This is a genomic window from Paenibacillus sp. S28 (assembly GCF_016624415.1).
In the GTDB taxonomy this organism is placed as follows: domain Bacteria; phylum Bacillota; class Bacilli; order Paenibacillales; family Paenibacillaceae; genus Paenibacillus_AQ; species Paenibacillus_AQ favisporus.
In genome coordinates this window covers 364,532-386,557 of sequence record NZ_JACVTM010000005.1, presented here as the reverse complement: position 1 = coordinate 386,557, position 22,026 = coordinate 364,532, and the positions used below count along the sequence as shown (strand labels likewise).

The 22,026-nt window shown below is 53.0% G+C and carries 25 protein-coding genes and 1 riboswitch; of the genes, 6 read left to right on the top strand and 19 right to left on the bottom strand.

Going from position 1 to position 22,026, the window contains the following annotated elements; translation table 11 throughout:
* Positions 1 to 10: 10 nt before the first annotated feature.
* The 16 genes from IAE55_RS15420 to IAE55_RS15345 all read right to left on the bottom strand — a co-directional run bounded on the left by IAE55_RS15420 (position 11) and on the right by IAE55_RS15345 (position 14,309).
* Entirely contained in the window at positions 11 to 1,216 is a 1,206-nt protein-coding gene (locus tag IAE55_RS15420) for a TraB/GumN family protein (RefSeq protein WP_200633181.1), read from the bottom strand.
* A gap of 38 nt (positions 1,217 to 1,254) precedes the next feature.
* Positions 1,255 to 1,437 carry a hypothetical protein gene (locus IAE55_RS15415; protein ID WP_200633180.1) on the bottom strand — a complete coding sequence of 61 codons (183 nt, stop codon included), beginning with the start codon at positions 1,435 to 1,437 and terminating at the stop codon, positions 1,255 to 1,257.
* Between the two features lie 34 nt (positions 1,438 to 1,471).
* Positions 1,472 to 2,761, bottom strand: a complete 1,290-nt coding sequence (locus tag IAE55_RS15410; RefSeq protein ID WP_200633179.1) for an ABC transporter permease — start codon at positions 2,759 to 2,761, stop codon at positions 1,472 to 1,474.
* On the bottom strand, positions 2,754 to 3,656 hold the full coding sequence (locus IAE55_RS15405) for an ABC transporter ATP-binding protein (RefSeq protein ID WP_145026726.1): 903 nt from the start codon (positions 3,654 to 3,656) through the stop codon (positions 2,754 to 2,756). Before IAE55_RS15405 ends, IAE55_RS15410 begins: the two co-directional genes overlap by 8 nt.
* Positions 3,634 to 4,572 (bottom strand): ABC transporter ATP-binding protein, encoded by a 939-nt coding sequence (locus IAE55_RS15400; protein WP_200633178.1) that lies wholly within the window; start codon positions 4,570 to 4,572, stop codon positions 3,634 to 3,636. Before IAE55_RS15400 ends, IAE55_RS15405 begins: the two co-directional genes overlap by 23 nt.
* Positions 4,573 to 4,983 carry a GntR family transcriptional regulator gene (locus IAE55_RS15395; protein WP_200633177.1) on the bottom strand — a complete coding sequence of 137 codons (411 nt, stop codon included), beginning with the start codon at positions 4,981 to 4,983 and terminating at the stop codon, positions 4,573 to 4,575.
* A gap of 52 nt (positions 4,984 to 5,035) precedes the next feature.
* Positions 5,036 to 5,752, bottom strand: coding sequence for a hypothetical protein (locus IAE55_RS15390; RefSeq protein WP_145949706.1), 717 nt, complete (start codon positions 5,750 to 5,752; stop codon positions 5,036 to 5,038).
* A 208-nt stretch (positions 5,753 to 5,960) separates the two neighbouring features.
* Complete coding sequence (locus IAE55_RS15385) at positions 5,961 to 6,905, bottom strand: DUF4850 domain-containing protein (protein ID WP_186327597.1); 945 nt, start codon at positions 6,903 to 6,905, stop codon at positions 5,961 to 5,963.
* Between the two features lie 405 nt (positions 6,906 to 7,310).
* Positions 7,311 to 7,775: a DUF420 domain-containing protein gene (locus IAE55_RS15380; protein WP_105445641.1), complete on the bottom strand. Its 465-nt coding sequence runs from the start codon at positions 7,773 to 7,775 to the stop codon at positions 7,311 to 7,313.
* A gap of 28 nt (positions 7,776 to 7,803) precedes the next feature.
* The gene (ctaG, locus tag IAE55_RS15375; RefSeq protein WP_200633176.1) at positions 7,804 to 8,718 is read right to left on the bottom strand and encodes a cytochrome c oxidase assembly factor CtaG; all 915 of its coding nucleotides are present in this window, start codon (positions 8,716 to 8,718) and stop codon (positions 7,804 to 7,806) included.
* Positions 8,719 to 8,816: 98 nt separating this feature from the next.
* On the bottom strand, positions 8,817 to 9,137 hold the full coding sequence (locus IAE55_RS15370; protein WP_076172878.1) for a cytochrome C oxidase subunit IV family protein: 321 nt from the start codon (positions 9,135 to 9,137) through the stop codon (positions 8,817 to 8,819).
* A 4-nt stretch (positions 9,138 to 9,141) separates the two neighbouring features.
* Positions 9,142 to 9,768: a cytochrome (ubi)quinol oxidase subunit III gene (locus IAE55_RS15365; protein WP_145161271.1), complete on the bottom strand. Its 627-nt coding sequence runs from the start codon at positions 9,766 to 9,768 to the stop codon at positions 9,142 to 9,144.
* The gene (gene ctaD, locus IAE55_RS15360; protein ID WP_076172975.1) at positions 9,765 to 11,615 is read right to left on the bottom strand and encodes a cytochrome c oxidase subunit I; all 1,851 of its coding nucleotides are present in this window, start codon (positions 11,613 to 11,615) and stop codon (positions 9,765 to 9,767) included. The genes IAE55_RS15365 and ctaD overlap by 4 nt, the downstream gene beginning before the upstream one ends.
* Positions 11,616 to 11,688: 73 nt before the next feature.
* The gene (gene coxB, locus IAE55_RS15355) at positions 11,689 to 12,732 is read right to left on the bottom strand and encodes a cytochrome c oxidase subunit II (RefSeq protein ID WP_076172876.1); all 1,044 of its coding nucleotides are present in this window, start codon (positions 12,730 to 12,732) and stop codon (positions 11,689 to 11,691) included.
* A 414-nt stretch (positions 12,733 to 13,146) separates the two neighbouring features.
* Positions 13,147 to 13,899, bottom strand: coding sequence for a type I methionyl aminopeptidase (gene map / locus IAE55_RS15350; RefSeq protein WP_145949702.1), 753 nt, complete (start codon positions 13,897 to 13,899; stop codon positions 13,147 to 13,149).
* A gap of 221 nt (positions 13,900 to 14,120) precedes the next feature.
* Complete coding sequence (locus IAE55_RS15345; protein WP_036651115.1) at positions 14,121 to 14,309, bottom strand: hypothetical protein; 189 nt, start codon at positions 14,307 to 14,309, stop codon at positions 14,121 to 14,123.
* A 381-nt stretch (positions 14,310 to 14,690) separates the two neighbouring features.
* Here IAE55_RS15345 and IAE55_RS15340 point away from each other — a divergent pair, with 381 nt between their 5' ends.
* The 4 genes from IAE55_RS15340 to IAE55_RS15325 all read left to right on the top strand — a co-directional run bounded on the left by IAE55_RS15340 (position 14,691) and on the right by IAE55_RS15325 (position 17,660).
* Entirely contained in the window at positions 14,691 to 15,710 is a 1,020-nt protein-coding gene (locus IAE55_RS15340; protein WP_234489565.1) for a serine hydrolase domain-containing protein, read from the top strand.
* Between the two features lie 94 nt (positions 15,711 to 15,804).
* The gene (locus tag IAE55_RS15335) at positions 15,805 to 16,098 is read left to right on the top strand and encodes a transposase (RefSeq protein ID WP_116232722.1); all 294 of its coding nucleotides are present in this window, start codon (positions 15,805 to 15,807) and stop codon (positions 16,096 to 16,098) included.
* Positions 16,099 to 16,285: 187 nt separating this feature from the next.
* Entirely contained in the window at positions 16,286 to 16,624 is a 339-nt protein-coding gene (locus IAE55_RS15330) for a DUF4870 domain-containing protein (RefSeq protein ID WP_076172872.1), read from the top strand.
* Between the two features lie 136 nt (positions 16,625 to 16,760).
* Positions 16,761 to 17,660: a diacylglycerol/lipid kinase family protein gene (locus IAE55_RS15325; protein ID WP_200633175.1), complete on the top strand. Its 900-nt coding sequence runs from the start codon at positions 16,761 to 16,763 to the stop codon at positions 17,658 to 17,660.
* A 307-nt stretch (positions 17,661 to 17,967) separates the two neighbouring features.
* On the opposite strand, the gene IAE55_RS15320 is transcribed toward IAE55_RS15325, so the two are convergent.
* Both IAE55_RS15320 and IAE55_RS15315 read right to left on the bottom strand, forming a co-directional pair.
* The gene (locus IAE55_RS15320; protein ID WP_200633174.1) at positions 17,968 to 19,326 is read right to left on the bottom strand and encodes a nucleobase:cation symporter-2 family protein; all 1,359 of its coding nucleotides are present in this window, start codon (positions 19,324 to 19,326) and stop codon (positions 17,968 to 17,970) included.
* A 38-nt stretch (positions 19,327 to 19,364) separates the two neighbouring features.
* Positions 19,365 to 19,943 carry a xanthine phosphoribosyltransferase gene (locus IAE55_RS15315; protein WP_200633173.1) on the bottom strand — a complete coding sequence of 193 codons (579 nt, stop codon included), beginning with the start codon at positions 19,941 to 19,943 and terminating at the stop codon, positions 19,365 to 19,367.
* A gap of 127 nt (positions 19,944 to 20,070) precedes the next feature.
* A riboswitch (purine riboswitch) is annotated at positions 20,071 to 20,170 on the bottom strand.
* A gap of 170 nt (positions 20,171 to 20,340) precedes the next feature.
* On the opposite strand from IAE55_RS15315, the gene mscL reads away from it, so the two are divergent.
* On the top strand, positions 20,341 to 20,814 hold the full coding sequence (gene mscL, locus IAE55_RS15310) for a large conductance mechanosensitive channel protein MscL (RefSeq protein WP_089549095.1): 474 nt from the start codon (positions 20,341 to 20,343) through the stop codon (positions 20,812 to 20,814).
* Between the two features lie 129 nt (positions 20,815 to 20,943).
* Here the strand turns inward: mscL and IAE55_RS15305 are convergent, their stop codons facing one another.
* Positions 20,944 to 21,249: a hypothetical protein gene (locus tag IAE55_RS15305; protein WP_076172867.1), complete on the bottom strand. Its 306-nt coding sequence runs from the start codon at positions 21,247 to 21,249 to the stop codon at positions 20,944 to 20,946.
* A 134-nt stretch (positions 21,250 to 21,383) separates the two neighbouring features.
* On the opposite strand from IAE55_RS15305, the gene IAE55_RS15300 reads away from it, so the two are divergent.
* Positions 21,384 to 22,019, top strand: a complete 636-nt coding sequence (locus IAE55_RS15300) for an NUDIX hydrolase (protein WP_200633172.1) — start codon at positions 21,384 to 21,386, stop codon at positions 22,017 to 22,019.
* Positions 22,020 to 22,026: the final 7 nt, after the last annotated feature.

The window sequence follows — 22,026 nt, the reverse complement described above, 5'->3', positions numbered from 1 at the left end:
TACAGGACGATTATTTACGTACAACTGTATAACCTTTATCCTCGAGCAGTTTAATCACGCCATGTTCACCCAGATAGTGGGCTGCGCCGACGACGATGAAGTACTCCGCTTTCTTGTCGCTTTTCAGGTATCCGTCGATTTTATCGGCCATGCCGATGTTGCGGTCGATCAGCATCGCTTTGTTATACTCCGCGTCTCCTGCCATGCTGTTCGTCAGCTCCAGCAGCGCCTTTTCGTCCCCTTTTTTCCACATGTCCGCCATTTGGTCAACGCCGTCGTCCAGGACGTCGAAATTGTCCAGTGCTGTATTGAGGTTCTTCTCCTGCAGCTCTTTGGAGAACTGATCAAACATGCTCAGCTGGGACTCGTAGGATTCCAGCTCCACGATCGGAATTTTGCGCTCCAGTGCCTTTTGAATGAAGTACAGGTCAATGCCTTCCGTTGCCTCGTATCCGGCCATGACCGATTTCAGGCTGCTGATGGTCGTCTCCACGACCCATGGTTTGAATGCATCCAGCGCATCCCGCTTCATTCCGTTTTGCTCCAGAATGTCCCCCACTTTTGCATACGTTCCCTTGGACACATGGTCCTTCAGCGTCGTGCCGTCCTGGTACATGCCGAGCTTCATGATCATGTTCTGCTGCTCTTCGTCGGCCGCCTTGCTGAGGTCAATCTCGACGCCCAAATAATCGGCTTCGGCAAAGGCCTGCTCGAATTCCGGGCGAAGCGGGTAGAAGCTGTCGTCCGCAATATGCATGGACCCTACCAGGTACACCGTGTTCCCGTTATTTTGCACTTCCCACATGAAGCCGCGGCCGGCTTCCTTTGTTGCTTTTGAGAGCAAGAATACCGTGCGGGTTGCCGGATCCCAATAGACCGTGTAACCGGCGGCTTCACCAATGGTCCGGACCGGCACGTAAGTCACGCCGTTAACCTGTTTCGTCTTGCTGCTCAGCGTGATCTTCTGATCACCCGCAACGGCATGAATGGTTCCGTTCTCTACATCGGTCAGCTTTACGTTTAGTGCTTCAAGCGTCGTGCGCAGCGGAACCAGCGTAGTGCCCTGATCGACAATAGGTGCACTCGTGGCAAAATCGATGGTCTTGTTATTGACCTTGAGTTCCGGCTGCTGCGGAGCAGCCATGGCCGGAGCCGCCGTAGCGAGCATCCCTGCGGAAATCATAAGAGATAAGAGCGTTCGTTTCCAACTTTTCATCTAGAGGTTCCCCTTATTGTAGTTTATAGACTGGGCTGTTACTGCTCTGCCGTCTTCCGCGGCATCTTGATCAGCGCCAGCAGCATACAGCCCATTCCCGCCCCAGTCAGCAGGCCGTCCGTAAAGTCGTTTAATGCCACACCCGTATGCTTCAGGGCCAGCGGACCGACGATCAGCAGCATGCCTGCCGCGATGACGTATGGAAAAGCCTTTTTACTCATGCCGATTCTCTCCTTATCAAGTTAGAATCCGTGCCTAAATCTTGTAAGCTTTCATGGCCTTACGCAGCTCTTTGATGGATGGGCGCTTGCCGTACATCAGGACGCCGGTGCGGTAGATTTTCGCGGACAGCCAGCCAAAAAACAGTATGGACACCAGCAGCAAAACGAGCGATATGAGAATCTGCCAGGTCGGTACCGTCCCCATCCCGATCCGCACAAGCATCGCGGTAGGAGCGGTGAAAGGAATGAAGCTCGTCACCTTGATCAGCATGCTGCCCGATGCAGTAATGCTGAACAGTCCGATGTAGAACGAGGCCAAACCCAGCATCGTAATCGGCATCACGGCCTGGCCGAGATCCTCGGTACGGCTGACAATCGATCCGATGGCCGCGTACAGCACCGCATACAGGAAGTAACCCAAGATATAGAACAGCAGTCCGTAGAGCAGCACCGGCAGGTTAATATCCGAGATGCTCAGGCTGTATCCTTGCAGAATGTCCTGGTTATGCGGCAGCATCAGGTTCGCCCCGACCACGACGCCAAACACTGCAATTTGCACGATCCCGACCAGGAAAATACCGATCACTTTCCCGAACATCTGGGCCAGCGGCGAAACGCTGGTGATGAGGATTTCCATGATCCGCGAGCTTTTCTCCGACGTTACTTCGGCTGCGATCATGTTGCCTGTCATCATATTGGAGGTAAAGAACAGAATCAGCAGCACATAAACGACCACATAGTTCATGGCTTTCTGCATGTCTTCGCGGTGGGTGTCTCCCCCCGCCTCCGTCTTACCCTCCGCGTTAATCCGCACCGTATCGAGCTTGACCGGTTCGTTCAGAGCGGCGATCTGCTCCGCGGTCAACGCATCCTTGGCGATCACGGTCGTCTTGACCGTCTGCAGCGCGGGCATCAGAAAGCTGCTGATTCCCTGTCCCATGCCGTCTTCACCGCCGGTGAAAGTGACAGCAGGAAATGCCCCATCCCCGCCGTCAAAAGAGAGGTAACCCTCGATCTTCCCGTCTTCCAGATCCTTTTTCGCCTGATCCGGAGCGGTCCCTTCGTATTTGACGAACGTATAGTCCTTATTGCCGGACTGCGCGGCATACTTCTCCAGTTCCGCAGCAATGACCGGCTGCGAGCCGTAGAGAATCCCGATCTGTTCGGCCTTGGATGCGTCGTCACCCTTGATCAGCTTAATGATATACGGCACGTTCATGCCGATCGTAATGAGCAGTGCAAGAATCAGAGTAGTAATCAGAAAAGATTTCGTTCTGGCTTTATTTTTAAACGTAAAGCCGATAATCGTCCCAAGCTTATTCATGCGAATCACCCACCTCTTGAATAAAGATTTGGTTCAGCGTCGGCTCCTTGATTTCAAAGCGCTCCACCGTGGTTTCCTGCATCGCTTTCTGCAGAATGGCCTGTGCCGTTTCCGGCGCAGCGATCCGGATGTGGTATCCCCGATCGATGCGTTCCACTGCCGTCACTCCCGGGATCGCATCCAGGCCGCCGACATCGCCTATCGTATGAAGCAGCACTTCCTCACGCGGATAACGGCTCTTGATATCCCGGATATTTCCCTGAACGACCGTATTGGATTTGTGCAAAATCGTAATGCGCTGGCACAACTCTTCGACATGCTCCATCCGGTGTGTAGAGAATAGAATGCTGGTTCCCTGGTCCCGCAGTTCCTTGACAGTCGCCTTCAGCAGTTCAACGTTGACCGGGTCCAGTCCGCTGAACGCCTCATCCAAAATGACGATTTGCGGCTTGTGCACGATGGCGGCGATAAAGCCCATTTTCTGCTGATTGCCCTTGGACAGCTCCTCGATCCGCTTATCGTAATACTCCGGAACGTCAAAGCGTTCCAGCCAGTAGCGCAGGCTCTTATCCGCGTCTTGCTGCGACATGCCCCGAAGACGGGCCAGATAGACGATCTGCTCGCTGACCTTGATTTTCGGATACAGCCCTCTTTCTTCCGGCAGGTATCCCATGATTTGCTGAAGCTCAGCATGGTAGGGCTTGCCGTTATACAGAATCTCTCCCCCGTCCGGATAAATCAGGCCAAGCACCATACGCATCGTCGTCGTTTTGCCGGCACCATTCGCCCCAAGCAGCCCGTAAATTTCTCCTCTGCCGACCTCCAGCGAGATTTGGTTGACTGCGGTTTTGTCTCCGTATTGTTTGACCACGTTAACTAGTTTTAATGGTTCCATGTGTCTGCTCCTCCCCCTCCTGCACGCCGGCAGGCTTATATCCTTGCACCCACAACGTTAAAATCTCGTCCAGCTCCAAAGCCCGTGTCTTCAGCACGTTGATACCTGAATCGTACAGGATCTGTTCCAACTCACGGCATGACGTCGTCACCACTCGCGTAACGCCATGGGATTCCTGCTGCGTCTGCACAATGTTCGGCAGTTCTTCCAGATCAGCCTCGGGGCACCCTGCCCACACTTCCTTCCAGTTATCCAGCAGACTGTCCTTCTCCGCCATCCCCATCCACTTGCCGTGGTGAATCAGCATGACGTAGTCCGCCAGCCTTTTCACCTCATCAATAATGTGCGTGGACAGTACAATCGTCGTATCTTCGGTCTGCAGGCATTCCCTAAGCACCTCGATCATCATTTTCCAGGCAAAAGGGTCCAGACCCGACGATGGTTCATCCAGCAGCAGCAGCTTGGGATGCGGCGCAAGGGCCGCGGCGATTTCGTATTTGCGGCGCTCCCCCTTGGACATTTTGCGTAGCCTCGTCGCTTTCGGTACCTGAAACAGATCGCACAGCTTTTCAAAATAAGGCTGATCCCATTCCGGATACCAGTACGCCCGAAAGGCGGCGGCTTCCTCGGCGGTCAAGTTATCCTCCTCCAGGTTGGATTTTTCCGCCACATACCCGATCTGTCTGCGCACTTCCATAGGAATGCCTTTACTGTAAGCGTGGCCGAACCAGGAAATGCGCCCCGAATCCGGAAACACCGTCTGCAGCAGCATGTGGATCAACGTGCTCTTGCCGGAGCCGTTCTCGCCAATCAGCCCGTACACATAGCCTTTCGGCAGGGCCAGGTCGATCGGTCCGATCGTTTTATGCCGTCTCTGCTTGGTCACGCCTTCCATTCGTATGATGGACTGTTCCATTTATGCCTCACCTTCTCCCTTCTCCGGATGGTACTTTCTTTTCAGTATCGATAAAAACAGCTCCCTCAGCTCATCTTCCTCGCATTTGACGGACATCCCGACATCCACCGCATGGCTGAGCGCCTCTTCCACCGCCTCCCGCCGGAATACTTCACGCTGTGAAGCACCAACCTTGGCGACAAATGTGCCGGTCCCCTGCTTCGTGCGCAGAAGTCCTTCGCTCTCCAGATCCTGATACACTCTTCGAACCGTAATTACGCTGCAGTTCAGCCCGTTGGCAAACTCTCTAATTGACGGCAAAAGGGTTCCCTCCTCGATCTGTCCGCTGATGATCAGCGATCTTAATTGGGATTCGATTTGATGATAGAGCGGTTCAGCGCTGTTCTCATTCACTTGTATAGGTATCCACACCTTTCGCACCTCACCTTGCTATACTCGTCAATCCTCTTATTGGTTTCAAAGCTTACACCAGATCTCTAGATTCCAGCCTGCGGAGCGTTCCGATCGAGCACAGCACGAGGCTGATGACTCCGGCCAGCAAGATCCCCCACATCACCGGCGATAGCAGGCTCCATCGTTTGGATACCTCCACCGTGTACACCAGCAGGTTCCCTCCCGCCGCATAAACGGCTGCCGCTGCCACTACGGAGCCAACGAGGAAAATGAGGGTCGACAACAGATAAGCTTTGCCATGATTGGAAAACTCAAAATAGATATAGGGTCCAGTCATCATAAGCCCGTAACCGACCCACGTCAGCGCAAAGGCCAGGTAATGGTCAAACCGCATATGATCCAGCAGGGTTCCCTGAACGCAATACATAATCACGAAGAAAATGATGCCGTTCACGGCAAAGGCCAGCACCGATTGTATCACCCGATATACCAGGACCACGCCGTTAGAGATCGGAAGCACCCGGAAGAATGCCAGCATTCGCGTATAGGAGTCTTCCGTTAAATACTTGAAGGATCTTCGGGAAAAGTAAAACCCCAGCATCGGAACTAACATCAGCAGGATGAAATCAGCTACCGGACCAAGGGATCGTGCCTCTTCGCTCCCCAGCATCATGACCCCTGTGGTTCCTCCCATGTAGGCAGCAAATATGATCGACCACAGGAGGTACCTTTTCTCGCTGTGCAGATCCTTTCGTACCATCATCCAAGCGTCTTTTATTGTGTTCAACAACAATCGCCCTCGCTTTTTCCGTAATCCATAAGGGTGTATATACAGCACAGGTTCACTGTGCTTATTCACCACTCAGTGTGTATACTGTGTATATGTTTATACACAGTATACAGTGTGCTTGCCGGAGATGCAACGGCGAAATGAAAATATTAACAAAAAAACAGCACCCCATTGTCGGGTGCTGCTTGAAGCAGTGCATGTTGAGTTAGGAAACGCTTGGCATTCCCAAGTATGGCTGAACCGAAAGGTCGGCGGCAACGGAACTCGGAAAGCGTGCAAAGAAATCCAGCATAACGTTCGCCATATCCAAATCCTCCGGCGGAACGCAGATTTCGTAACGGGTAAACATCGCATCCTGGGGTTCATGGCGCTCAAACGCAGCGCCGACCGTCTTATAAGCCGTGCTGCCCGGTGGTAAAACATACGTGACGACATGGTTCCGAACGTAAGCATGATGCAGGAACTTCATCGTCTTCCCGGGAAAGCCCTTTTCTTCGGCCCAATTCTTTAATGCCGTGAAATAGGAACCGATTAACGCAATGTTGCAGCCCTGACAGGGGCCGCCGTCCAAGTAAACGGCCCTGCGGTCCGGGTGCTGCGGATCAGCAAGCTCAAGGCCCACCGATCCGTTGGCTCCGGTATCGGCCCGGACGACTTCCCAGTGTCTCGGGGCGAGGAGCAGATGCCCCCAGGTTCCGGAAGAATCGCTTAACCAGAACGCTCCCAGATCCGACAGAATCTTCTCCGGGATGACGGTGTCGATCTTCACCTGAAGCGGGCTTGCCGGCTGCATCATGGGTGTGTCTCCGGCATGATATTTCCCTTCGATGCAGTACAGCGGGATTTGATCAACCTGCGGCTTTCGAGCGCCATGTCTCAGCTTCATCACGCCGCATTGAACGCTGCTTGGTTTGAAGCCAGCTTCCTGCTGCTGGCCGGTGGTTCCGCCGCCGGGACTGCCGGTTCCTTGACCCGCTGCCGGATCCCTGTCTGTTCCGCCGGCCTGGGCCGTACGGTCACCGTCGGTCACAGCCGGTATGTATTTCGGGATGAGCGAAGTGGTAAACATGACAATGAAGCCGCAGAAGAGCAGCATGATGAAGACCCACACCATTTTTTTACTATGTATAAAATTCCTTCTTCGCCTCATTTCATCCCCATACCTTCTCTTAGCTTCGTTCATTGAACCTTATATATGAATAACGTTTGAAGAAGCACAAAAGTTTCCGCTAGATTGAATGAACTAAAGAAATAATTGTAATAGGGCCGCATGGGACCCTTATAACTGGAAGTTCAATGCAAAACTTTGGTTCAATCTATGGATCTCGTCTATCTAGAACTTTTTTAACCATTTTTACTGTACCCGACGCCAGTGTCCTAAAAAATGCAATACAGCACTTCGGAACTGCCATCCGGCAAAGAAAACTTGGCGTTATTTCATCCTATTTAAACAAATACGAAAAACCTTGGCTTTCCAGCGGGATCAGCGGCTTTTCATAAAAAAAAGCCCAGCGGATTAATCCGCCAGACTCTCTTTGTACCCGATCCACTCGGGTTATGCTCCCAAAATAACATCCCATACCGGCTTCGTATGCCCGCCAGGATACAGGACGTACAGCAGCACGTAAACCACAACACCGGTGATGGCTGTGACAAACCAAATACTTGCCGTAACCCGGCCCCATTTCCGGTGCTTCGCAAACCTTTCCCGGAATGCCAGAACCAGCGTTGTAATCCCGAATACCGCGGCAACCGTCGCCAGAACGATATGGAAGATCAGGAAGATCTGATAGTAGATCTTCATTTCGTCCGAACCGCCCCATGAGGTGTTGCCGACAAAGGCTGTTCTGGACACGTAAATGATGAAAAACAGCAGCGCTGCGATCGCGCCCCAGATCATCACTTTTTTATGGGCGTCCCGTTTGCCTTGAACGATCAAGGCCCATCCGATGGCCACCAGAATCGCACTGATGACGATGAATGAAGTGCTGATCGTAGGGAACAGCATATACAAATCCATGAAAATCCTCCTTAACGCTTAGACCAACTCATGCCCGGTTCAAAGAACCGTCAGAAAGATCGGTTGGAATGATATCGTCGTCATCCTCTTTATTTTCGCTCTTGTACCAGCGGAAGAATACCCTCGCCAGCATCGAAGCGAATATAAATTCCTGAATGAACTTCATGACGATGCCGCCCAGTTGTTGGTCGACCTTGGTGCTCAGCCCATAGAAAAAGCTTGGTCCGCCGAAAGTCTGCAGCAGAGCCGACGTATCGCCCGATACGCAGTATCCCATCGCTTTAGCCCACGTATTGGGATCGCTGTAGGTCGCATACATCGGTTGCGTTGAGAAAATGATCAGGCCGCAAGCAGGCGTCAGCAGCACCATGTTCAGAAAAATAAACCCGATCTTCGCAAGGCCCGATGCCTGGTGTTTCTCCGGCAGCGGATTAATGAGCGTCCACCACATAAGCGCGGCAGCGATGAACAAAACAATATAGTACAGCCGGTGTACCGCAAAATGCAGCATGACGTAGTCGTGGATCGCAGGGATATGGTAGAACGAAAACAATCCGTTAAATACGACAGCTGCGACCACCGGCTTGGCCAGAAAACCTAGCTTCTTGAACGGGTTGATCCGGTCAAAAGCACGCCACAGCCAGGTTGGAATCCCCAGCATAATAAGCGGCGTAGCCACCAGGTAAGACAAAGCCATCGATGTCATGTGGAACGTAAACATAATGTGGCCCAGCAGACTCACCGGTCCGCCCTGAGCGAGATACAGGAAGAACATACCGCTGACGAACATGATCTTTTTGCCGATCGATACGGGCTCGGCATCCGCGAACTTCTCACTGAGCGGGCCGATAACAACAAAATACGCGGCCGTTACCAGCAGCATAAACGCCAGAAACAACGGACTGAACAAGGCGGCAAAGCTAAAATATTCTAACCCCAGCATATGAAAACCTCCTCCCGCCGGGCGGAATTTCTGTCGATATTGTGACACCTTGATGCCATTTAAAAAAAGAGGGGGCAACTGGCCCGCCTCTTTTTATTTTACCACCAAACCCAATACAATGCTGTGACGATCGCAGTAAATGCGACAAAGGCGCCACCGCACATGAAGATAATCGGCATCAAATGTCCTTTATCCTTCAAGTGCATCCAGTATCCCAACTGAACCAGTGCCTGCAGCACCGCCATCACGACGAGAAGTATAACCGTGAAGGCGACGTTCACCCCGCCAGCCATAACCGAAGCAAAAGCGATGGCGGTCAGGATAATGGAGAAAATAAATACGATGACATGCTTTTGCGGTCCTTCATGACGATGACCGTGTTTTACCGTATCATCTTGATGCTGTTCAACCGTAGTCATAATCTTAGCCCACCTTTCCAAGCAGGTAAACGACCGAGAAGATGAAGACCCATACGACGTCGATAAAGTGCCAGTACATGGCCGACACGTAAACCTTCGGAGCTGTTACGACCGTTAACCCCTTTTTGTACAGCTGTCCGATCAGAATACCGATCCAGCATACACCGAATGCAACGTGAGCTCCGTGGAAACCGACCAGCGTGTAGAACGCCGAACTGAAGGCACTTGTCGTCATGCCGAATTTCTCGGCGGTGACATACTCGTGGAACTCGTAAACCTCGAGGCCAAGGAAGCCAAGGCCCAGAATAACCGTAATGATCAACCACAATCTCAGTGAAGCTGCTTTATGACGGTGCATCGCCTGTACGGCGAATACACTCGTCAAACTGCTGACAAGCAGGATCAACGTGGCTGCAGCCGTCGTTCCCAGCGAGAAGAGCTCATGGGCTGTCGGGCCGTCATTGGTCTGGTTGCGAAGCGCCAGGAACGTGGCGAACAGGGTACCGAAGAGCACGGACTCTCCGCCAAGGAAGAGCCAGAAGCCAAGCACTTTGTTCCGGCCTTCCAGGGTTGCTTTCTCCGGTTCATGCGGCAATGAGCCGTTTACCGATTCTGCGTGTGCCGATGTCATGCTTTAACCCCCTCTTCTTCCAGTTCTTCCGGTTCGATATGCCAGCCATGATCGTCAAACAGCGAACGAAGCAGCATCGATCCGAACGTAATGACAAGTCCGATAATGACGACGATCCAGTTGTTGAAGATCATGCTCATAAAGGAATTGTTGAATTTCTCACTGCTGAACATCAGTCCGAGACCGGCGATGAAAATACCAACGGACATTACAAAAGGCAAAATCGTTGGCGAAGGCATATGGATAGATCCCAGCGGTTCTGCAGGAGTCATCTCTTTGTTGCCTGCCATTTTTTCTTTCCAGTAAGCGTCAAGTCCGCGTACCAGCGGGATTTGTTTAAAGTTGTACTCAGGAGGCGGCGATGGAATCGCCCATTCGAGCGTACGTCCGTCTTCCCAAGGATCGTTGGCCACGCCTTTTGGCTTGGCGGCTGTTATAAAACAGTTGAACAAGAACAGCAGAACGCCGACGGCCATCAAGAACGCACCGACCGTACTTACCAAGTTCAATGTATCGAAGTCCTGGTTAGGCAGATACGTAAAGATACGGCGCTGCATCCCCATGAGTCCGAGGAAATGCTGTACGAAGAATGTCAAATGGAAGCCGATTGCAAAGAACCAGAACGTCCATTTACCAATCGTTTCGTTGAGTACGCGGCCGAACATTTTAGGCCACCAGTAGTGCAGACCCGCAAAGAGACCGAATACCAGACCACCTACGATTACGTAGTGGAAGTGGGCAACGACGAAGTAAGTATCATGGAACTGATAGTCCGCAGGCGCGGATGCCAGCATGACCCCGGTAACACCACCCATGACGAATGTAGGAACGAAACCGATGGCAAACAGGTTTGCGCTCGTAAAGCGGATCTGTCCGCCCCACATCGTAAAGAGCCAGTTGAAGATCTTGATCCCCGTCGGAACGGCGATCAGCATCGTCGCGATCGAGAACAGCGCGTTCGCAATCGGTCCGAGACCGGTTGTGAACATGTGGTGAGCCCAAACCATGAAGCCCAGGAAGGCGATCAGGATGGTCGCGAACACCATCGAGCTGTAACCGAAAAGACGTTTGCGTGCAAAAGTCGGAATAACTTCAGAAATAACCCCGAAAGCAGGCAAAATGAGAATATATACTTCAGGGTGACCAAAGATCCAGAAAATATGCTGCCAAAGAACGGGGTTACCGCCATTGGATACTTCAAAGAAATTCGCTCCCAAAATACGGTCAAATGAGAGCAGCACCAGACCTACCGTAATGGCAGGGAAAGCAAACAGGATCATTGCGGAAGTAATGAAAGATGTCCATGTGAACATCGGCATCCGCATAAAAGACATTCCCGGTGCGCGCATCGTAATGATCGTCGCCAGGAAGTTGATGCCGCCGATCAGTGTACCGAGACCGGCGATCTGGAGACCGACCGTATAGAAGTCGACACCGTGCGTTGTACTGTAAGTTGAAGTCGACAACGGCGTATAGGCCGTCCAGCCGGCGTCAGGCGCGCCGCCCATAATCCAGCTCAGGTTCAGCAGGATTCCGCCGAACAGGAACGTCCAGAAGCCAAGTGCGTTGACGAATGGGAAAGCGACGTCACGGGCGCCGATTTGCAGCGGAATTACCGCATTCATCAATGCAAAGATCACTGGCATGACACCAAGGAAGATCATGGTCGTTCCGTGCATCGTGATCAATTCGTTAAAGGTTTGCGCTGATACTAAATCATTCATAGGCTTAATCAATTGCAGACGGATCAGCAAGGCCTCCACGCCGCCGAATCCGAAGAACAAGCCGCCTGCAAGCAAATACAGGATGGCTATCTTCTTGTGGTCCACGGTGGTGAGCCAGTCCATCAAGCCCGTATGACGCTTGACACTGTGAGCATGAGCCAAGGTTGGTACCCCCTCTTATTCAATCTTGCTGTTACTAGTAATTCAATTTATAGTTGGCCAAGTAATCGGCAATACCATCGATTTGTTCGTCAGTCAGACCGAGATCCTTCGGATTAGGCATTTTGTTGCCTGGCTTAACGGCTTGTGGATCCATCAGCCATTCTTTCAGGTTCTCTTTGACTGGTTTCCCGCCATCTTGGCCTTCGTTCAGCAAGATACCTGCAACCGATTCACGGGAACCGATGCCGGTAAGGTTAGGGCCTACAGGTCCGCCTTGGTCGCCAACAGCATGGCAGGACAAGCATTGTTTCTTGAAGGTTTCTGCCAAAGCCGGATCTTCAGGAAGCACAGCCGGTGCCTTCATGGCAGTTACCCAGTTATTGAAGGAATCTCCGTTAACCGCTTTAACCTTGAATTCCATGAAACCGTGGGAAGGTCCGCAGAGCTCCGCACATTTACCACGGTAAACGCCTTCTTTATCGGCGCTGAAGCTGAATCTGTTAATGGTACCATCCGGGTTGGTATCCATCTTACCCGAGAGCGAAGGAACCCAGAACGAGTGGAGTACATCCGCCGTTTTCAGCTCAAACGCAATCTTCTTCCCAGTCGGAATGACCAGGGTTTGGGCTGTTTTCACACCGTACTGCGGATACTCGAACTCCCACCAGTATTGGTGCGACGTAACCTTAACCTGTACGGCGTCCTTATCATTGTAATGATCGTCACCGAAAGCAAAGATCTGCTGTACGGTAGGAACAGCCAAAATAATAACCAGAACGAGCGGAATCACTGTCCAGATGATTTCCAGCTTGAAGTTGCCTTCAACTTGTTCAGGCACACCGTTCTGCCCTTTTCTTCTGCGGAACTTCACAAGTACGTATGCCGCAATCGCGAAAACGATTACGAGTACCACAATCATGATTGAGATTGCGAGCTTCATCAATCCCAGCTGTTCTTGAGCCACCGGTCCCTGTGGTCTCAGAACCGACAAGTCCTCGCGGCCGCACCCGGCTAAAAGCAGAGAAAATACTGCGAGCAAGGGAAGAAGTCGCTTTACAGCCTGCCACCGTTTCATCATTGATCTACCCCACTTTTTCCATTTTCGCAGGCTCCGCTGAAAGCACATTCAACGGCCATTCACCTGCACTATCACGAATGATTTGCTACTGTCAATTAAAACAATCACCTATTAAATATAAGTTTCCAGTACTATTTTGTCAATGTTTCCAACCTAGTTCACAAATTGTTCGAAAAGTGCCGAAAGTCGCGCCACAAAAGCTTTTGCAATCGTTTTCAGCGGGTTTACATCCCGCTTGCCAGCCCCTTTACGTGCAACCCGGTTCATCCTCCTTCGTATACCCAAGTTTCAACGATTACATTCATTTTTACCTGTTATGGAATTTTTGAATCGTCAAATTCAAACAAAAAAGAACCTGGGGACAGGTTCTTTTTGTCGATCGAAATATGACAAATTGTGGCGAATCCTTCCGGGTCACTGCTGCGTTAATATCAACGGGCCGTCCCGGGTGACCGCAACCGTATGCTCAAACTGCACGCCCCTGCTGCCGTCCGCCGTTTGCACGCTCCAACCGTCATCATTCCAGAGCACCGCCCCCGTAGGACCGAGGGTGAAAATCGGCTCGATGGTGATGACCAGCCCCTCCACAAGCTTCAGCCCCTCGTGACGTTTCCCAAACGCCGGCACGTCCGGCGGCTCATGCAGCGACCGGCCGATGCCGTGACCCACCAATGGCTTGACGATGCCGTATCGGCTCCGCCTGGCCACCTTCTCCAACGCGTAGCCGATATCTCCGATCGTGTTGCCCGCGACGGCCTGCGCGATGCCTTTGTACAGCGCCTTTTCGGTGCGCTTCAACAAACGCTCCAGCGGTTTGCTGACCCTGCCGACGGGATAACTCCATCCGGAGTCGGCCAGCCAGCCGTCTTTGTTGACTACGATGTCGATGGTGACCACGTCCCCTTCCGCCAAGGGAACCTCGTCGGGAAAGCCGTGGCATACGGTATCGTTCACCGAAGCACATGTGGCATAAGGATATCCCTTAAACCCCTTCTGTTCAGGAACGGCTCCCTGCCTGGCCAAATATTCCTCAACCCAGTCGTTGATCTGCATTGTCGTTATGCCGGGCGTGATTTTGTCCGCAACTCCCCGATGACAGGACGAAAGGATGCGTCCCGCTTCCTGCATGTATCCGATCTCTTCCCTGCTCTTCAGCGTAATCTCCAAGCGCCGCACGTCCTTTCCGATGCTAAAGAATGATGAATCAGACCGTGGTTTAGTATATGCCCGGAGCCATGCAGGCAGGTACATGAAATACAAAAAACCGTATCCCGCGAGTTTCCGCGGAATACGGTCATGTTATCAGGCTGTTCTTCAGCTTCATCGTAATCGTGTCCAAATCTTCAACTGCAATTCAATAAGCGATACGCTCGTTACGGCCAGCTTTGTCAGGAAACAGACGAATTCATCCGCCCTAACTCATGTTCCACAACCGAGGTTAATTCCTCTTCGTATCCCCCCATAATATGATATTTCCGGACGTACTCCTTAACAAACTTCTTCGGATCCTTGGGCCGGAAAATTCGTGTCATCTCGCGCAGACTTTCTTTAACTTCATTGTGACCTTTCGTTGCCATGATAGTTCCCTCCCAAAACACTTGAATGGATTGCTCCAGTTTGAGAATGCCGAAAAGACCTTACCTGACATCTGTGAAGTCGTCATTTGCAGTTATAGGTTTGGGCTGAACGCTCCCGGCTGCCGCTAAAGGTATCTGACACTAAGAATACCCTAAGAGGATGTTATTGAATCACTCCCTTCATTGTATCATATTCTAATGGCGAAAACAGCTTTCCAAAAAAATGTAAGGAATTACTTTTTTTCGAGTGCAGTCCTGCCGGATTAAAGTACTTTCCAGACTGCCCGTTTATTTGGATATCGGCATTTCGGGTTAAGTTAATGATACCGGTCAACCATCGCCCGTACCGGAGAACGATCCAGAAGAGAGGAGCCGGTCCCATTGAATCGTCCCGTTCTGCTGTTATCCTCCCCGCCGCTTCATACGCCTGCCTTCCCCACCTCCTCGCCGGAGCATGAAGACGTCAGGCCTGAACCGCTTGAAGAGGCACACGCCCAGATCTTGAGGCGTTATCCGAAAATGCTCAGCTTTCTCGTCATCAGACACGGCAGGCTTATTTATGAGCGGTACTATAATGAAGCTAGACCCGGCACCCTGCATGATCTCCGCTCGGCGACAAAGAGTATCACGTCCACCCTCGCAGGGATTGCCGTGAGCAGACGAGAGCTTCCCGGCCTGGACGAACCGCTGATGCCTTATCTGCGGGACTATGCGCGGAAAATGACCGACCCGCTCTTAGAGGAGGTGCTGACGCTTCGGCGCCTGCTTACAATGTCGACCGGGTTCCGCTGGCAGACAGGCAAAACGCTCGGCGAACCGTTGATCCACCGATTTCACCGCAGCCGTGCCTGGACATCGTTCGCCCTCTCGCTGCCGATAGATGCGCACATGGCCGGCGTCTTCCAATACAGAAGCATCGATTCGCACCTGATCTCGGTGCTGATCTCGGAATGCTGCGGCACGGATGCATACAGCTACGCCCGCCAGCATCTGTTCGGACCGCTCGGGATCGAATATGCCGCCTGGTCTTCCAGCCCCGAAGCCCATACGATGGGCCATATTGGCTTGTATCTGACCGCCCGGGACATGGCCAAGTTCGGTCTGTGCTGCCTGAATAAAGGCCGGTGGCAGAACCGCCCGGTCATTCCCGAAGCATGGCTTGAACAGGCGCTGACCCGGCAGCTCGACGGTTACCCCGCCTTTGGCGACTACGGATATCAGTGGTGGACAGGCCGGATGTGCGGTCAGCCGTTCAGCTGTGCCCATGGTCACGGCGGGCAGCAAATTTACCTTTTTCCAGAGCTGGATGCGGTAGTGGTGTTCACTGCGGACAGCAAGGTCAGCCGCTGGAGAAACCCGCGGTCCCTCCTTCAGCAGCATATTCTCGGCAGCATGGAATGATTAGGCCCGGCGGGATAATCCGCTCCCGGTCCGGGTAACTTAAATGAGAATCAGTTCGTTGAAGGATTTCCTATGGAACGAAGGAGGACTTGTCATGACTAATGAAGATAAACGCATGCTGCCGATTTCTCACGATAAGGTTGAGGTCGACGGCGTATATACCAACGAATCGGGCAGAGAGGAATTGCTTCACCGGGGTGACGAGTTCCCGGCTGACCTGATTTTGGGTTCGACGGAGTGGAAGCTGACCGAATTTACATTCGATAACCATCATGAGGGCCGTACGGACCCGCGCCTGGTTCCCAAAGAAAACGACACCAACAAACGCGAGAAAATCGTCGGCCCGCGGCGCCAGTTCGGCCAAGGCGGCCACGGAGGCCAGGCGTGAGAGCAGCCCCACTCGTTTAATGCTCTCTTTTATTAAGCCGATCCTACTCTAATGGACAGAGTGGATCACTAAGGGCATCCTGCTACCTGCACCCCAGGCGGCCGGGTGCCTTTTTCACTGCTCATAACTTGTCTCCGGGGTTCATATGATAGAAGACAATCCTGCCGTATAGAAGGAGTGGTCTATCTTGTCCCCTTTCAAATCATCCACCGGTCTGCCGGAAAATATGGCCGCCACGCTCTGCTACCTGTTCGCTTTTGTCGGAGGCATCGTCTTCCTTGCCGTTGAGAAGCGCAGCCGCTTCGTCCTCTTTCATGCCTTACAGTCCGTTCTGACTTTTGGCGCGATTATGATCGCCCACATTCTGTCCGGCCTGATCCCGCTGATCGGCCCGGTTATTGCCGCCCTGCTGTCCATCCTGACGCTCGTCGTGTGGGTGGTCATGCTGTTTACGTCCCTGCAGGGAAAATGGCTGAAGCTCCCCTGGATCGGCGACATCGCGGAAAAGCAGCTGCGGCACCTGTAGCCCCATCGCTAAGCTAGCCCTATCAATATGCCCCGTCTAATGCAGCATAGATACGGCCCGACTAAACCGTTCCCTTTTCGGTCCGGACTTCTTACAATAAGAAAGAAGGGTTTACGTTGGCGTTGGGGGAAAAGCAATGTACTTATTCATCATTAATCCAAAGTCCGGCAACGGCAGGAGCCTCCGTACCTGGAAAAGGGTGCGCGAGGCTCTCGATTTGAAAAAGATTGCATACGCATCGCTGTTTACTGATAGTGCGGAGGAAGTTGATGCGATGGTGACGGAAACGCTGGATCAGCACGGCAGCTGGAACGCTATCGTCGTCATCGGTGGCGACGGCACGATCCACAGCCTCCTGCCGGTATTGAAGCGGACCGGCATCCCGCTTGGGGTGATTCCCGCCGGTTCGGGCAACGACACCGCCCGGGGGTTTGGCATCCCCCGCGATCCGCTCGCCGCGCTGAAGCTCATTCTAACCGGCAGCGCCCGAGCGGCCGATCTCATCTCGGTCGCGGGCGTGCCCGTCATGACGGCGGTGGCCGCCGGCTTCGATGCGCAGGTGAGCGAGAACGTAAACGGCAGCCGGTACAAAAAGATCTGCAACGCCATCGGTGCCGGGCGCCTCGCTTACGTCATCGGCGTTCTGCATACGCTGGTCACGTTCAAGCCAGGTCCCGTAAGCGTGACCTGCGGCGGCCAGACGGTCAGCTATCCGTCAGCCTGGCTGACCGCGGTCAGCAATGTGCCCAGCTACGGCGGCGGACTGCTCATCAATCCGCAGGCGAAGGCGGATGACGGCATGCTGGACGTCTGCGTAGTCCACGATTGCTCCCGGCTGCAGCTGCTGTTCCTGTTCCCGACGGTCCTGAAGGGAACGCATGTGAAGCTGCCGATCGTGACCCTCCTGCGCGGAGACACGGTCGGCATCAGGTTTGACCGCCCGCGCCTGGCGCAGGGCGACGGCGAAGACGTATCCGCCCTCCCGATGGATTTCCGGGCGGATCCTGGCGCCATCCGTGTATTCTCGGCGCTGTAAGAAAAACGTCATCGACGTACATCCCATGAAGCCAGACCGCGTTTAGAGGAAGTTTTTCTTGCGATATCAGGAAGCCCATTCTCCGAAGCTTATACTTTCTGATATCTAAAAGAAAAACGTCATCGATGTACATCCCGAGAAGCCAGACCGCATTTAGAGGAAGTTTTTCTTGCGATATCAGGAAGCCCATTCTCCGAAGCTTATACTTTCTGATATCTAAAAGAAAAACGTCATCGACGCACAATCAAAGGCCCGCCCCGTAAGAACACGGGGCGGGCCTTTTGAACTTCTATTTTATTTAGAGGAATTAGGCGGCATGCTCATTCCGGGTGGCTTCTCCCTTTTCCGCTGAGGAGACCCCGCCTTTAAAACCGTTGAACATCAAATTCAGAACAATCGCCGTCACGCTGCCGGCCACGATGCCGTTATCCACGAGGATGCGGAGATCTTCCGGGATGGCCTTGAACAGATCCGGCACGACGCTGACACCCAGCCCCATACCGACGGAGCAGGCGATGACGAACAGATTTTCAAAGCGGTTCAGGTCAACCTGCCCGCCCAGCATGCGGATGCCGGAGGAGACGACCATTCCGAACAGGGCGACCATCGCCCCGCCGAGCACGGATGTCGGCACCAGCTGGGTCAGCGCCGCAATTTTCGGCACAAACCCGATCACGATCAGCAGGCCGCCGGCCACGACAATGACGTCGCGCGTTTTGACGCGGCTCATTTGAACCAGACCGACGTTTTGCGAGTACGTGGTGTACGGGAAGGAATTGAAAATCCCGCCGAGCACGATCGCCAAGCCTTCGGCGCGGTACCCGCGGGCCAGGTCTTTGGAGGAAATGTCTTTATCGACAATTTTGCCAAGCGCCATAAAGACGCCCGTGGACTCCGCCACGCTGACGATTGCCACCAGAATCATGGTCAGGATCGAGGAGGCATGGAACGTCGGCTTTCCAAAGTTAAACGGCTTGACCGCATGGAACCAGCCGGCTTCCTTCAGCGGCCCCAAATCCACATGGCCGAAAATCGCCGCGGCGGCCGTTCCGGCGATCAGGCCGATCAGCACCGAGATGGAACGCAGAAATCCGGTAGCAAAACGGTTCATTAAAATGATAAAGATCAATACACCGAAGCCGAGGCACAAATTCAGCGGACTGCCGAAATCCTCGGCCCCCTGGCCGCCGCCAAGATCGTTCAGCGCGACCGGGATGAGCGTCACCCCGATTATCGTGACGACCGAACCGGTGACTACCGGCGGGAACAGCTTAATCAGCTTGCCGAATATTCCTGAGAACAGAACAACGAAAATCCCCGACGCGATGATCGCGCCGTAAATGGCCGAGACCCCGTCCTTGAGACCGATAGCGATCATCGGCGATACCGCCTGAAACGCACAGCCCAGCATAACCGGCAGCCCGATGCCGAAGAACCGGTTGCCCCATACCTGAAGCAGCGTGGCGACGCCGCAGGCCAGCAGGTCGATCGAGATCAGATAGGTTAACTGTTCGGTCGTAAAATTCAGTGCATTCCCGACAATTAGGGGGACGAGAACAGCACCGGCGTACATCGCCAGCACATGCTGAATCCCGAGCGAAAAGGTTTTAAGCGGATGGCGTTTGCCTGAAAATTGAGTCGTGTCAGCCTGATGATTCTGTTCCATGCCGGTTTCATTCCTCCCGTGTATTGTTTATAAATGAGCTAGTCTTGATCTGCAAAAGTCACTTTACCGTCATCCAGCGCCGCTACGCGGACCAGCGACTCGACGCGGTAGCCGGCTTCCTTCAGCAGCCGCCCGCCAGGCTGGAACGCCTTCTCGATCACGATGCCGATTCCGGCAACGGTCGCGCCCGCCTGCTCCACGATCCGGGCCAGTCCAAAGGCCGCTTCGCCGTTCGCCAGAAAGTCGTCGATGATCAGCACCCGGTCCCCCGGCTGGATGAACTTTTTGGCCACCGTAATTTCGTTCGTTTCCTGCTTGGTGAAGGAGTATACTTTTTCCACGAAAATATCGTCACGAAGCGTCAATGACTTCTGCTTTCTTGCAAAGATCATCGGCACTTCCAGCTCCAAGGCGGTCATAATTCCGGGGGCAATCCCGGACGATTCGATCGTAAGCACCCGGTTCACGGCCTCCCCGGCAAACCGGCGCGTAAACTCGCAGCCGACTTCCTTCATCAGAACAGGATCCATCTGATGGTTCAGAAACGAATCCACCTTCAGCACCTGATTGCTGAGTACGATCCCTTCATCCAGCACTTTCTGCTTAAGTAATTGCAACTTGCTTCCCCCTTTGATGACGTTCCATTCCTCTGTAAAAATACAAAAAAAGCCCATCTCTTCCCCTGCCTTGATCGGCGGAAACAGACGGACTCAGGACAAACTCAAACATTCCGGACAAGCGCCCGAAACATATCGTTCATCCCGTAGTCCGATCATTCCGGTGATCGGGTAGAGACATGCAGGCCGATTCCTGCACATATACGAGAAACCTATATTCATTTATAGACTGATGAAATGACAATGCATGAAGTATAACGCATAATGGGCTGAAAAATAAAGAGGTATTTGATGGACAATTTGAAAACATTTCAGAAACAAATACCAGTTTCAATGTTACAATGCCCTATAGAAAATCTGCTAGAATAGATGCATGACACTCAGGAGGTTTGGTGAAATGAAAGGATTTATTCATGAGTTTAAAGAATTTGCAGTGCGCGGCAACGTGATCGATCTGGCCGTCGGGGTCATCATAGGGGGAGCGTTCGGGAAAATCGTCTCCTCGATTGTGAGCGACATTATTATGCCGCCGATCGGGGTGCTTCTTGGCGGTGTGAACTTCTCCGATCTCATTATCCGCCTGAACGACAGCAAGGTCACCACACTAGCGGAAGCAAAAAAAGTCGGGGCTCCAGTCATTGCTTACGGGCAGTTTCTGAACACGGTGATCGATTTTCTGATTATCTCGTTCTGTATTTTTCTGCTCGTTAAGGGCATCAACTGGATCAAAAACCGGGAGCATGAAAAGCCCGAGCCGGAGAAAACGACCAAAGAGTGCCCGTACTGCCTGTCGGAAATTCCTGCAGCAGCTACGCGCTGTGCGCACTGCACCTCTGTACTGGATACCGATCCCGAGCCGCAGCAGGCTTGAGGGGGCTCATTCAAGCAGAGAGACTGAACCGAGCGGACTTGATGGAGAGCTTGCTCTCCTGATGGTTTGCAGGTGTTATCCTTTTCCATAAAAAAGACCGCCAGCCCCTTTCGGAATTCACTTCCAGAATCAGAGGCCGAGCGGTCCTTTTGGCATCAGCGTGCTGATGACGTTTTTCAAATCGCGGTCTTCCGTGTACTTCTCTTTTCCGGTGTCCAGCTCCGTGATCCGAATCGACGTATACCCCGCGCCCGGATCGAGCGGAACAAATTGCAGCTGCTCCCGTTCGGATGCCCTCACGTTATATTTCATGTCCTTAAACATCTGAATAAGCTGATCTTCGGTGGGGTGTCCGTCCTCTCCCGTCCAGATCAAGCCTCGCAGCTGCTTGTTCCCTTCCGGATATTTGACCTCAAACCGTACGATGCATTCCATCAATGCTTCCTCCTTTCTCTGTTCATGATCAAAACGCTATACTTAAAAGCTTATTTTCAGCAGCCTGTCTCCAGTCTTGCTACTTTTCCGGTAATCCTCCATAATTCAAAAATATGAATGGAGGTTTTCGCCACATGAAGAAAGAGTTCTTCGACATTTATAACGACGACCACGAATGGATCGGCACCGCTCCGCGCGAAGAGGTTCATGCCAAGGGTTATCTCCACCATACGTTCCACTGCTGGATCGTGCGCGATACGCCGGATGGACGCAAGGTTCTATTCCAGAAGCGCCAGACGTCCAAAGACACCTTCCCGGGTTATTACGATATTACCGCAGCCGGACATCTGGCGGCTGGAGAAACCGTCGCCGATGCAGTCCGGGAGCTCGAGGAAGAACTCGGCGTGACCGTCAGCCTGGACCAGCTGATCCCGCTCGGAACCGCCGATTATGAGAATCGGGGGACAGCCGGGGGAAAAGCTTTTATCGACAGGGAGAGATGCTTCATCTTCGGCGCCAAACTGGATCTGCCGTTAGCCGCCTACCGGCTTCAGGCCGAGGAACTGACTGGTCTCTACGAAGCCGGCCTGGACGATGCCCTCAAACTGGCGAATGGCGAGATCGGGGAGATGCAGGCAACCGGCATCCTTTCGGAACCGCGGCCTGCTTCCGACGCCGAAACCTTTGCCTGTACAGTGAGCTTACAGCAATTTGTACCGCATAACAGTGATTATTATCACACGGTTTTTATGAAGCTGCGCGAACTGTAACGGGATT